The sequence below is a fragment of the Sphingopyxis sp. USTB-05 genome (assembly GCF_023822045.1).
Taxonomy (GTDB): domain Bacteria; phylum Pseudomonadota; class Alphaproteobacteria; order Sphingomonadales; family Sphingomonadaceae; genus Sphingopyxis.
The window spans coordinates 1866626-1879079 of the sequence record NZ_CP084712.1; the positions used below are offsets into that span (position 1 = coordinate 1866626).

12 protein-coding genes are annotated in these 12454 nt (G+C 63.6%); 8 read left to right on the top strand and 4 right to left on the bottom strand.

Translation table 11 applies throughout. The features are described from left to right. Positions 1-68: 68 nt before the first annotated feature. Positions 69-647, bottom strand: coding sequence for a DUF2846 domain-containing protein (locus KEC45_RS08415; RefSeq protein ID WP_252171927.1), 579 nt, complete (start codon positions 645-647; stop codon positions 69-71). A gap of 13 nt (positions 648-660) precedes the next feature. Continuing rightward, positions 661-1299 (bottom strand): carbonic anhydrase, encoded by a 639-nt coding sequence (locus tag KEC45_RS08420; RefSeq protein ID WP_062180752.1) that lies wholly within the window; start codon positions 1297-1299, stop codon positions 661-663. A gap of 62 nt (positions 1300-1361) precedes the next feature. Between KEC45_RS08420 and lipA the strand changes: the two genes are divergently transcribed. Next, the gene (gene lipA / locus KEC45_RS08425) at positions 1362-2309 is read left to right on the top strand and encodes a lipoyl synthase (protein WP_062180749.1); all 948 of its coding nucleotides are present in this window, start codon (positions 1362-1364) and stop codon (positions 2307-2309) included. 7 nt (positions 2310-2316) lie between these two features. Beyond that, positions 2317-2796, top strand: coding sequence for a type II toxin-antitoxin system RatA family toxin (locus KEC45_RS08430; protein WP_062180746.1), 480 nt, complete (start codon positions 2317-2319; stop codon positions 2794-2796). Here KEC45_RS08430 and KEC45_RS08435 read toward each other — a convergent pair. Then, positions 2739-3296, bottom strand: coding sequence for a CinA family protein (locus KEC45_RS08435; RefSeq protein WP_062180743.1), 558 nt, complete (start codon positions 3294-3296; stop codon positions 2739-2741). The two genes, KEC45_RS08430 and KEC45_RS08435, sit on opposite strands and share 58 nt — an antisense overlap. A gap of 3 nt (positions 3297-3299) precedes the next feature. Further along, the gene (locus tag KEC45_RS08440; protein WP_252171928.1) at positions 3300-4478 is read right to left on the bottom strand and encodes a bifunctional 2-C-methyl-D-erythritol 4-phosphate cytidylyltransferase/2-C-methyl-D-erythritol 2,4-cyclodiphosphate synthase; all 1179 of its coding nucleotides are present in this window, start codon (positions 4476-4478) and stop codon (positions 3300-3302) included. A gap of 96 nt (positions 4479-4574) precedes the next feature. Between KEC45_RS08440 and dusB the strand changes: the two genes are divergently transcribed. The 6 genes from dusB to hfq all read left to right on the top strand — a co-directional run bounded on the left by dusB (position 4575) and on the right by hfq (position 12448). Next, positions 4575-5573 (top strand): tRNA dihydrouridine synthase DusB, encoded by a 999-nt coding sequence (gene dusB / locus KEC45_RS08445; protein ID WP_062180737.1) that lies wholly within the window; start codon positions 4575-4577, stop codon positions 5571-5573. Then, complete coding sequence (locus KEC45_RS08450; RefSeq protein ID WP_252171929.1) at positions 5570-6652, top strand: nitrogen regulation protein NR(II); 1083 nt, start codon at positions 5570-5572, stop codon at positions 6650-6652. Before dusB ends, KEC45_RS08450 begins: the two co-directional genes overlap by 4 nt. Positions 6653-6657: 5 nt before the next feature. Then, positions 6658-8076, top strand: coding sequence for a sigma-54 dependent transcriptional regulator (locus KEC45_RS08455; protein ID WP_062183895.1), 1419 nt, complete (start codon positions 6658-6660; stop codon positions 8074-8076). 93 nt (positions 8077-8169) lie between these two features. After that, positions 8170-10461: an ATP-binding protein gene (locus tag KEC45_RS08460; RefSeq protein WP_238586645.1), complete on the top strand. Its 2292-nt coding sequence runs from the start codon at positions 8170-8172 to the stop codon at positions 10459-10461. Beyond that, on the top strand, positions 10451-11830 hold the full coding sequence (locus tag KEC45_RS08465; RefSeq protein WP_062180728.1) for a sigma-54 dependent transcriptional regulator: 1380 nt from the start codon (positions 10451-10453) through the stop codon (positions 11828-11830). The genes KEC45_RS08460 and KEC45_RS08465 overlap by 11 nt, the downstream gene beginning before the upstream one ends. A gap of 117 nt (positions 11831-11947) precedes the next feature. Continuing rightward, a complete protein-coding gene (hfq, locus tag KEC45_RS08470) occupies positions 11948-12448 on the top strand; it encodes an RNA chaperone Hfq (protein WP_062180725.1) in 501 nt (166 codons plus the stop codon). Positions 12449-12454: the final 6 nt, after the last annotated feature.

A 12454-nucleotide genomic window follows, 5' to 3' on the forward strand; every position in this document is an offset into this window, starting at 1 on the left:
TGTGATTCGGGCGATTGTTGCAGGGGCGGGTCACAATTGCCCGCAGCCGAGCCTCGCTTCGTCGCCGGTCAGGCGGGTTCGACTTCCCACAGGATCAGCTTGGTCGCCTGGACATTCTCACGTGCCTTTGCGCCTTCCAGCCGCGTGAGCTTGGCATCGCCCTTCAGCGCGCTCATTTCGAACATTGCATCGACAACGACCACCTCGCCCGCGCCAACCTCGATCTCCAACGTGCCGGCATGCGCCATGATGCCCTTGGCCATCGCGGCGTGCAGCCGGTGCGTGCCAGGTGCCACATCGGCCATCAGCATCTGCCCCGACTTGATCTGACCCTTTGCCGTCTCGTCGAGCGTGACGTTCATGCCCTGCAGCGCGGCGACGAAGCCGCGGCGCGTCACATAGATGCGGGCCTTGCCCTCGGGCGCGCGCATAGCCCGGGCGTCGGCGAGGGTCGCGGTATCGGCTTTCTTGCCCGACTTGTTGTTCGACAGCGACCAGACGATCAGCCCGACGATCGCGACGAGGGTGACGACCGAAAAAGTCAGCATCGCCCCGGTAGAGAGCGATTGGGCAAGAGCGGGTCCCAGAAACGCCCCGACGATTGCCGCGACGAAAATCATGGTCACCCAGAATGTATTCTTGCTCATGTCGCCCTCCTGTTCAGGCGGGAGAGAAGTCCCCCGTCGCCTCATCCATCAGATGCAAGACCCCGTCGCTGATCGCGAAAAAGGCGCCGCGCAGGGTCAGCGTACCGCGCCGCACCTTTTCCTGAATGCACGGAAAAGTCATCAGATTGTCAAGGCTTACGCGAACTGCCGCAAGTTCCATCGCGCGGCCGGCGTCGCGATTGTCGATATTGGGATGCTCGCTGCGCACCCGTTCGCTCGCATCGTCGAGCATCGCGATCCAGTCGGCGATGAACCCGCCGCGGCCGGGCTCGGCGCCCGCCATCGAGCGGTGCAGCGCGGCATGGCAGCCGCCGCACAGACCGTGCCCCATGACGACGATTTCCTCGACCTTCAGGAATTGCACCGCGAACTCAAGCGCGGCCGAGACGCCGTGACGGCCCGGCGTCGTCTCGAACGGCGGGACCAGCGCGGCCACGTTGCGAACGACGAAGATTTCGCCCGGATTGGTATCGAAAATCTGCGACGGTTCGGACCGGCTGTCCGAACAGGCGATCACCATCACCTTCGGCGATTGCCCTTCCGCAAGCTGTCCCCAGCGTTCGCGTTGCTGCGCCCAACCGCCGTTACGGAAACGGCGGTATCCCTCGATCATGTCTGCAAAGTGAGTCATGGAGGCGCCTTAGCATAGGTAGAGAGGTTGAGAAGAGGCGCGTGCACGACTATGTGGGCGGCATGAACGCTCCCGCCCAGCCTCAATCGGCCTCCGCCACCACTCCCAGCCAGCGCAGCCGCAAGCCCGACTGGATCCGCGTCAAGGCGCCGACCAGCCCCGGTTACGCCGAAACGCGCAAGCTGATGCGCGAACTCAACCTGCATACGGTGTGCGAAGAAGCGGCGTGCCCAAACATCGGCGAATGCTGGACCAAGAAGCATGCCACGGTGATGATCCTTGGCGACACCTGCACGCGCGCCTGCGCCTTTTGCAACGTCAAGACAGGGATGCCGCGCCCCGTCGATCCGCTGGAGCCCGAACATACGGCAATCGCGGCGGCGAAGATGGGGCTCAGCCACATCGTCATCACCTCGGTCGACCGCGACGATCTGCCCGACGGCGGCGCGAGCCAGTTCGTCAAGGTCATCAACGCGCTGCGCCGCGAGACGCCGCAGACGACGATCGAGATCCTGACCCCCGATTTTCGCAACAAGCCCGAAAGCGCGGTTGCGGCGATCGTCGATGCGCGTCCCGACGTCTATAACCATAATCTCGAAACCGTGCCGCGGCTCTATCCGACAATCCGCCCCGGCGCGCGCTACTATGCCTCGCTGCGCCTGCTCGAAAGCGTCAAGCGCCGCGATCCGTCGATCTTTACCAAGTCGGGCATCATGCTCGGGCTCGGCGAGGAGCGGATGGAGGTCCATCAGGTGATGGACGACATGCGCAGTGCCGACATCGATTTCATGACGATGGGCCAATATCTACAGCCGACACCGAAGCATGCGAAGGTCGCCGAGTTCGTGACCCCGCAGGCGTTCGACGCCTATGCGCAGATCGCGCGCGCCAAGGGCTTCCTGCAGGTCGCCTCTTCGCCGCTGACTCGTTCCAGCTATCACGCCGGCGACGATTTCGAGCGGATGCGCGCGGCGCGCGAGGCGCAACTGGCGCGCGTCAAGGCGGGCTGAGCGCCCCTTGCCGAGGCATCACGAAACGCGCGAACTTCCATACAGCGACGAACAGATGTTCGCGCTTGTTACCGATATCGCGCGTTATCCCGAATTCCTGCCGTGGGTCGTCGCGCTGCGCCTGCGCAGCGACAGCGAGCATGAGGCGGTTGCCGACATGATCGTCGGCTTCAAGGGGCTGCGCGAAAGCTTTTCGTGCCGCGTCCACAAACAGCGGCCGCGCGAAGTCATCGTCAGCTATATCGACGGTCCGATGAAGCATCTCAGCAACGAATGGCACTTCCAGCCCGCCGAGGGTGGGGGCTGCCGCGTCGATTTCATGGTCGATTTCTCGTTCCGCAGCCGCGTGTTCGAGGCTCTTGCGGGTCAGATGTTCGACAAGGCGCTCAGAAAGATGATCGCCGCGTTCGAAACGCGCGCCGACGATCTTTACGGGGCGGGGAGGGCGATATCCTCCGACGGCCGCAGCCCATCCTTTTCAGGCTGAAGCAGATCGAGCGCGAACAGCGTCGCCGCCTGCCGGATCGCCGCGCGATCGGTTGATTCGAATTGTACTCGCTGGGTGAAATAATCGTCGGGATCCTGCCCGCGGAGCGCGCGTGCGAACACGACCTGTCCCACCGGCTTCTTCTCCGACCCGCCACCGGGGCCAGCGATCCCGGTGATCGCCACCGCGACATCGGCGTCGCTGTTGGCCAGCGCCCCCGCTGCCATCGCCCAGGCGGTCGCGAGCGACACTTCGCCGAAGGTTTCGATGATCTCGCTGCTGACGTCGAGTTGGCTCTGCTTGGCGTGCGCCGAATAGGTAACGAAGCCGGCGCTGAATACGTCCGAGCTTCCGGCAATATCGGTCAGCGCGACCGACACCATGCCCCCGGTGCAGCTTTCGGCGACCGCGACCCTGCGACCCGCGGCGCGGTTGTTGGCGAGGACGCGAGTGGCGCGCTCGTCGCGCGCGGCGAGGCGCGCTTTTTCGACAGACTGCAAGGTTCAATTCTCCGGAAGTTGTAAAGTGGCAACGGCCTGCGCCGCTATCCCCTCGCGGCGGCCGGTAAAGCCCAGCCGCTCTGTCGTTGTGGCCTTCACACTAATCCGTTCGCGTGGAATCGCAAGGATTTCGGCAATGCGCGTGCGGATCGCATCGCGATGCGGGCCGATTTTCGGTGCTTCGGCGATGATCGTGAGGTCGACATGATCGATTCGCCCGCCACGGGCCGACACCCGCTCGCCAGCGAAGGCGAGGAAGCGGTGCGACGCCGCGCCGCGCCATTGCGGGTCGCTCGGCGGAAAATGGTCGCCGATATCGCCATCGGCGAGCGCGCCAAGGATCGCGTCGGTCAGCGCATGAAGTGCGACGTCGGCATCGCTATGCCCCTCAAGCCCATGACTATGCGCGATTTCTATCCCACCGATCCACATCGGCTTGCCGGTAACTAGACGGTGGACGTCATAGCCCATGCCGACCGCTGTTCGTGTCATCGTGCCGATCCCCAAAAGCCCCGCAAGGATCGCCATATCCTCCGCATATGTCAGTTTGTGCAGCCGCGCGTCGCCAGGAACGGCTGTCACGGCGATACCGAGCCGGCGCACCAGTTGTGCATCGTCGCTCGCCGCCGCCTCGACCGCTTCCCCATGCGCACGGCGCAAAACCCCCAGGCGAAAGGCCTGCGGCGTCTGAACACGCGCCAGAACGCTGCGATCGACGACATCGCCAGCCTCGCCATGCGCCTGTTCGACGAGCGTATCGGGCACAGGCAGTGCAGGGATCGCAGCATCGGAACCCTGCAGCGCCGCAAGCAACCGGTCGATAACATCCGCGCCGACACCCGGACGCGCAGCGTCGTGGACCAGCACATGCGCATCGTCAGCCCAATCCGCCAGCGCCGTGAGGGCATTGGCCACCGACTGCTGCCGCTCGGCGCCGGGTTCCGCGAAAATCCAGCCTGCGGGCAATGGCTCCACTGCGGCCATCACGTCGGCGTTCGCCACCAACACGCCGCCCGCAATCGACGGATGCGCCGTGAAGGCATCGATGCTCCAGCACAGTATCGGCTTGCCGCCAAGCGGCTCGAGCTGCTTCGGTCGTTCGAAACCCGCGCGCGCGCCAACCCCGCCGGCAAGCAGCACGACCGCAACGCGCGGAGAAGAGGATGGGGCGGACTCGGTCATAGCCGCGCCGGTTAGCGCAGCCGCGCCTTGCGGGAAAGCGGCTTAGCGTGTAGGGGCTGCTCAAAATTTAGGCAATTTTGACGAAAGCTCCCCGCCATGGCGCCGCTGCGGCCCATCCAGATCGGCAACATCACCATCGCGGATCCCGTGATCCTCGCGCCGATGACGGGCGTCACCGACCTGCCGTTCCGCAAGCTTGTCCGCTATTACGGCTCGGGGCTCAACGTCACCGAGATGATCGCAAGCCAAGCTGCGATCCGCGAAACGCGCCAGTCGATCCAGAAAGCCGCATGGGACCCCGTCGAGGAACCGGTATCGATGCAGCTTGTCGGTTGCACTCCCTATGAAATGGGCGAGGCGGCGAAGCTCAACGAAGACCGCGGCGCGTCGATCATCGACATCAACATGGGCTGCCCGGTGCGCAAGGTCACCAACGGCGACGCGGGCTCGGCGCTGATGCGCGACCTGAAACTGGCGGCGGCGCTGATCGACAGCTGCGTGGAGGCCGTATCGGTCCCGGTGACGGTCAAGATGCGCATGGGCTGGTGCCACGACAGCCTCAACGCGCCCGAACTTGCGCATATCGCCGAAGATCTTGGCGCAAAGCTGGTCACCGTCCACGGCCGGACGCGCAACCAGATGTATCGCGGAGAGGCCGACTGGGGTTTCGTGCGCAGCGTCAAGGACGCGGTGTCGATCCCCGTTATCGTCAATGGCGATATCTGTTCGGCGGAAGACGCGAAAACCGCGCTCACGCAAAGCGGCGCCGACGGCGTGATGATCGGCCGCGGCGCTTATGGCCGTCCCTGGCTGTTGGGACAGGTGATGGCGGCGCTGCGCGGCGAAGCCGAACGCCCCGACCCCGGCCTCGACGAACAATATGACGTCATCACATCGCACTACCGCGCGATGATCGATCATTATGGCGAGATGACCGGGGTCAATATGGCGCGCAAGCATCTCGGTTGGTACGTCAAGGGGCTGCACGGCTCGGCCGAGTTCCGTAACAAGGTCAATCAGATTCCCGACAGCAAGGGCGTGCTCGACGCGCTGGAAGCCTTTTATGGCCCGCACCTGACCAGGGCGGCTGCGTGACCGCGCTCACGTCGAGCATCCCCGTTTTCGACCATGACGAGCTGATCCAGTCGCACCCCGTCCCGACACTGCTGATCGACGACGGCGGGGTCGTGCTATTCGTCAACGCTGCCGCCGAGCAGCTCTGCAATGTCAGCCGCTCGGCGATGGTCGGGCGCGTCATCTATGACGTCATCGAGATGGACCGCAACTATCGTCAACGGATGAGCGACGCCGCGACGTCGGCGCTCTTCGCGCACCGTACCGAGATTTCGGCGGGGGGCAGGCGGTCCTTCTTCGTTGACATGCAGATGGTCCCCTATGGCCAGAGCGGCCACCGTATCCTTGCGCTCGTGCCGTCGCAGAGCGATGCCGAACTGATGGGCGGGGCGATCGGGCGCTCAGGGCGCGCGGCAGGCGCGGCCGCCTCTATGCTCGCGCATGAGATCAAGAACCCGCTCGCGGGGATCAAGGGCGCGGCGCAATTGCTCGCGCGCAAGACCGATGCTGGAGGCGAACGGTTCACGACGCTGATTTGCGCCGAGGTCGATCGCATCGCGACGTTGATCGATCAGATGGAGCATTTCTCGCGCGGGCAGCCGATCGCCTGCGGCCCGATCAACCTCTATCAGCCGATACACCAGGCAATGGAGACGGCGCGTGCGCGCCAGTTCCCCGGCGTGCGCTTTGCCGAGGATTTCGATCCGTCGCTGCCGCTCGTCCACGGGAATCATGACGCCATGGTGCAGATATTGCTCAACCTGCTGACCAATGGTTGCGAGGCGCTCGGCGGGCGCGACGATGGCGTGGTGCGCCTGACCACCGCCTATCGCCACGGCCTGTCGATCGACAATGGCGATGGGCGCGGCCGCATCGCGCTGCCCATCGAGGTTAGCGTCAGCGACAATGGCCCCGGCGTTCCCGCCGACATTCGCGGCGACCTGTTCGATCCGTTCGTGACGACCAAGCGCGAGGGGCGGGGACTTGGCCTCGCTCTCGTCGCCAAGCTCGCACGCGACATGGGCGGCACGGTCCAGCATATCCGCGATGGCGAATGGACGCGCTTTCGCGTTCACCTGCCCGTCGCGCAAAAGGGATGAACCAGGTGAGCAAGGGCAAGACGATCCTGTTGGTCGAGGACGATCCCGCGATCGCGATGATCATCCGCGAAACGCTCGTCGGCGAGTGCGCCCATTTCGCGTCGGTCGCGAGTCTGGCCGAACGCAATGCCTGGCTTGCGGATAACCGCCCCGATCTCGTCATTACCGACGTTGTGCTTCCCGATGGCGACGGCATCGATTCATTGTCGCGCTCCGCGATCGATCCCACGACGCCGGTGATCGTGCTGTCGGCGCAGAATACGCTCGACACGGCGGTGCGCGCCACGGGGATCGGCAGTTACGATTATCTTCCCAAGCCCTTCGATCTCGATGAACTGACCGCCAGCGTTCGTGCCGCATTGCAGCGGCGAGCAGAGCCTGCCGCCAGGGAGGCCGCGGTCCCCGCCGACAGCCACGGACTGGTCGGCCGAGCGCCCGCGATGCAGGCCGTATACCGCACGATCGCGCGACTCGCGTCGAACGATCTCGCGGTGCTGATCCTTGGGGAATCGGGTACGGGCAAGGAGGTCGTCGCACGTGCGATTCACGCGACGGGCCTCCGCCGCAGCGGCCCCTTCGTTGCGATCAACATGGCCGCGATTCCGCGCGAGCTGATCGAGGCCGAATTGTTCGGGCATGAGAAGGGGGCCTTTACCGGCGCGCATAGTCGCAATGCCGGGCGTTTCGAGCAGGCCGCGGGCGGCACACTGTTTCTCGACGAAATCGGCGACATGCCGCTGGAGGCGCAGACGCGGCTGCTGCGGGTGCTCCAGAGCAACGAATATTCGACCGTCGGCGGCAATCAGGCGCTGCGCGCCGACGTGCGCGTCATCGCGGCGACCCACCGCGACATGCGCACGCTCGTCGCCGATGGCCGGTTCCGCGAGGACCTTTTCTACCGGCTCAACGTCATTCCGGTGACGCTGCCGCCGCTGCGCGACCGACGCAGCGACATCGCCGCACTGGTGCGCCATTTTGTCGAGGTCGGACGCGGCTCTGGGCTACCCGATCGGCAGTTTGCGCCCGCTGCGATGCAATGGCTCGAACGCTATGACTGGCCGGGCAATGTTCGCGAACTCGGTAACGTTGTTCAGCGACTCGCGGTCCTGTCGCGCGACATCGTCGTGACCGTCCGCGATGTCGAAACCGTCCTGCAGGATAATGGCGAGGGCGGCGGAATGGTCGAACCCGCGGCGCTTATCGCCCGCGCGGTCGACGATTGGACGCGCGAGAAGATGGCGGACGCGGCGGGCGACGGACATATCCACGAACAGCTCGAGGCAATTGTCGAAGCGGCGCTTTTCCGTCGGATATTACGCGATGTTCGCGGCAATCAGCTTGAGGCGGCGCGGCGGCTGGGCATCAACCGCAACACGTTGCGCAAGCGCCTTGGACAGCTCGATATCGACCCGGCGCATCCTTGATCTGGAACGGCAATCGAAAAATCGGCGCGATCGGGCGATGGCCGCGCAGTTTGTGTGTTTTCTATGCAACAGGATTGTCGTAACGTAGCAACAATGACGCTATCCCCCCCTCTGGCTGTCGATACGGATTCGGACGACCAGGTGGCGCGCTCGGGCTTCTGGCGTTTTGCCGCCCCAGAATATTACACGCTCGCACTCATCATCAGTTTTGCGATCGCTACCTACATCTTCGTGACGGGCGATGCGCAGAGCGAACGGCTGCTGACCCCTGCGCTCGTCGCTGCGATCATGGTCGTCAATTTGGTGCCGGCGATGGCGCTGATCGTGCTTATCGGCAGCCGCGTCGCACGCGCCCGCGCGGTGCGGTCGATGGCGGGCGGTAACGGCCGTCTGCACGTCAGGCTTGTTGCCCTCTTTTCGCTGATTGCCGCGGCACCTACCTTGCTCGTCGTGATCTTTGCGTCGCTGCTGTTCCAGTTCGGCGTCGATTTCTGGTTCTCGGATCGCTCGCGCGGCATGTTCGAAAACGCCGCCAATCTGGCCGAGGGTTATTATCAGGAAAACCAGCGTCAGGTCGGCGCGAACACCTTTGCCATGGCCAACGACCTTGGCAAGCAATTGAGCCTCGCCCCGATAGATAGCCCGGTCTTTAGCAACTATTATCTGCAACAAGTTGTCGTGCGTAGCCTGAATGAATCGGCCATTATCGAGATCGGCAGAGATGGCGTTTCGCGGACGGCAACGGCGATCAATCCCGATAACAGGGCGGCCGAGAACCGCCTTAGCTCGGCGATGGTCGGTCGCCTCGACGCAGGCGAGGACGTCGTTGTCGTCCGCCAGCCGAACCGGATCGAAGCTGCGGCGCGGCTTCCCGGCACGGGCCGCGCCTACGTCTATGCCTCACGCGACACCAACGTTCCGGGCTTTCAGCAATCGGCTCGCGCGAGTGCGGTGCTCGCTGACTATAATGGCTTGTTCGAACGCTCACAGCAGCTCCAGCTGCAATTCAACGGCGCCCTCTACCTCGGGTCGCTTTTGCTTCTTGCGCTCGCCGTTATTGCGGCAATCGTCGTGGCCGACCGAATCGTCCGCCCGCTCGGCACGCTGATCGGCGCGACGCGAACCGCTGCGGAGGGCGACCTTTCGGTGCGGGTCACGCCGCCGGCGCGCGACGACGAAATCTCGGTGCTGACCCGAGCATTCAACCGGATGACCGAGCAATTGCAGGGGCAAACCGGCGCGCTGGTCAGCGTGAACGAACAGCTCGAAGCGCGGCGCAGCTTCATCGAGGCAGTGCTCAGCGGTGTGTCGTCGGCGGTGGTGTCGGTAGACGCCGACCGCCGCATCCTGCTCGCCAACGCAGCAGCGGAACGGCTGATCTGCCAATCGGCCGAATGCCTGACTGGCCAGCCGCTCGACGACGTCGCTCCAGAACTGGCACGCCTGTTGATCAGCGACGAGCGCGAGGCGATCGTTCAACTGTCGCGCAAGGATGCTGAACCCGCGACGCTTGCGGCGAAAGCCGTGGCGCAGGGCGATGGCTTCGTCCTGAGCTTCGAGGATATCACGCAGCAATTGCTCGATCAGCGCCGGGCGGCCTGGTCCGACGTCGCACGGCGCATCGCGCACGAAATCAAGAACCCGTTGACCCCGATCCAGCTGGCGGCCGAAAGGCTCCAGCGGCGGTTCGGTGACAAGGTGGAGGGCGACGAAGCCACGTTCCGCAAGCTGACCGATACGGTGATCCGGCAGGTTCACGATATGCGGCGCATGGTCGATGAATTTTCGAGCTTTGCACGGATGCCGAAACCGACTTTCGGGGTCGAGGATGTCCGTGACATCGTGCGTCAGGCGGTCTTCCTCTTCGAAGTGGCAAAGCCCGACATCGCCTTTGCCGTCAAAACGCCCGCCGAGATCGAGCCGCTCGTTTGCGACCGCCGCCTGCTGTCACAGGCGATCACCAATATCGTGAAAAACGCGGTCGAGGCGATTGAAGAGAAATATAGAAATTCCGATTCCGTCGCCACGGGACATATCGCGGCGGAACTCGTTGTCGGCGCAGGGGGCGAGTTCATCATTCGCGTATCCGACGACGGTATCGGACTGCCGGAAGCGCGCGACGCGATCGCCGAACCCTATATGACGACGCGCCAGGGCGGGACCGGGCTCGGGCTCGCGATCGTCAAGAAGATCGTCGAGCAACATTATGGCGAGCTAGAATTTTCCGACAATCCGACGGGGCAGGGGACATGCGTGACCCTGACGCTCCATCCCGAACGGCTCAGGCCATTGGCCGGAAAGGGCGGCGAACAGGGAATGGGGCAAATTGAATCGGTTCCCGGACGCATCCGGAACCGACAGGACAGAGAAGATCATGGCGCTTGATATTTTGATCGTCGACGACGAACGTGACATCTGCGAACTCGTCGCCGGCGTCATGGAGGACGAAGGTTATGAGGCGCGCACCGCCTCCGACAGCGATTCCGCGCTCGAAGCGATCCGGCAGCGACGCCCGTCGCTCGCGCTGATCGACGTCTGGCTTCAGGGCTCGCGGCTCGACGGTCTCGGGCTGGTCGAGGCGATCAAGGCCTTTGACCCGACGCTGCCGATCATTGTCATTTCGGGGCATGGCGGGCTGGATACCGCGGTTGCAGCAATCCGCCGCGGCGCGTTCGATTTCATCGAAAAGCCGTTCGAGGCATCGCGTCTGCTCCACCTCGTCGCGCGCGCGACCGAGAATGAGCGGCTGAAGTTCGAATATGAGCAATTGCGTGAAAAGGCAGGCCCCTCTGACGAACTGACCGGGACCAGTGCGGCAATCAACAATGTCCGTGCGACGCTGAAGCGCGTCGCAGGAACCGGGAGCCGCGTGCTGATCACAGGCGCGCCGGGCGTCGGCAAGGAAGTTGCGGCGCGCGTGCTGCACGGATGGAGCGGCCGGCAGAATGCGCCCTTCCGCGTCATTTCCTCCGCGCGGATGGATCCCGAAACGGTCGAGACCGAATTATTCGGTTCCGAGGCCGAGGACGGCTCGATCCGCGTCGGACTGCTCGAACAGGCGCATGGCGGGACCTTGTTCCTCGACGAAGTCGCCGATATGCCGCTGACCACGCAGGGCAAGATCCTGCGCGTCCTGACCGATCAGAGCTTCGCCCGGGTGGGCGGCCGGACAATGATCCGCGTCGATGTCCGCATCATTTCAGGTTCGGCGCGCGACCTGATGACCGAAATCGCCGAAAACCGGTTTCGCGAAGATCTCTATTACAGGCTCAATGTCGTACCCGTGCATATCCCGCCGCTGCGCGAACGCCGCGACGATATCGCCAGCCTTTGCGATCACTATATCCGCCGCTATGCCGCCGATCGTCGCGTCCCACCGCCCGAAATCAGTTCGGAAGCGATGGCGGCGCTCCAGGCGCACGAATGGCCGGGCAATGTCCGCGAACTGCGCAACGTGATCGAGCGTGTCATGATCCTTGCACCCAGCGACCGGCTGAATCGTATCGACGCCGATATGCTGCCAGCCGAACTGGTCCGCGGCGGCGCCGATATCCTGCCCAACTCGGAATCGATCACGGCAATCCCGCTGAAGGAAGCGCGCGAGAATTTCGAACGCGAATATCTGCGCATCCAGATCAACCGCTTTTCGGGCAATATCTCACGCACCGCGACCTTCATCGGAATGGAACGTTCCGCACTGCACCGCAAACTGAAACTTTTAGGCCTTACCGAGAGTTCGGACGGCGAGGGATAGCGGCTTTGCGCTAGACCTCGCGTGTCCTTTGCCGCATATTGCGGGCGCGAAGAAGGTCTTAAAACCGGAAAACCGGCACCATACCCGCGGTTACACCGCCAAAAACAGGAGGCAAATGTGTCCGATAAAAATCAGAATCTCCAGGATATTTTCCTAAACGCCCTTCGCAAGAGCAAGACGCCGGTGACGATGTTCCTGGTCAAGGGTGTCAAGCTGCAGGGCATCATCACCTGGTTCGACAACTTCTCGTTGCTTCTTCGCCGTGATGGGCAATCACAGCTAGTTTACAAGCATGCGATCTCGACGGTGATGCCGTCGCACGACTTCGACCTCTCGCTGCTTGGTGACAGTCTGCGCGACGCACCAGCAAGCAAGGGCAAGGCGCTGCAGGACGTGTTCCTGAACGCGGTCCGTCGTTCCGACGAGTCGGTGACGATGTTCCTTGTCAACGGCGTCATGTTGCAGGGCGATATCGTCGCTTTCGACCTGTTCTGTATGTTGCTCGAGCGCGAGCGGCAGGTCCAGCTTGTCTACAAGCACGCGATTTCGACTGTCCAGCCGAACGGGCCGATCAACCTGACCGACAGCGAGCCGGACGCAGAAGCGGATAACGCCTGATCGACC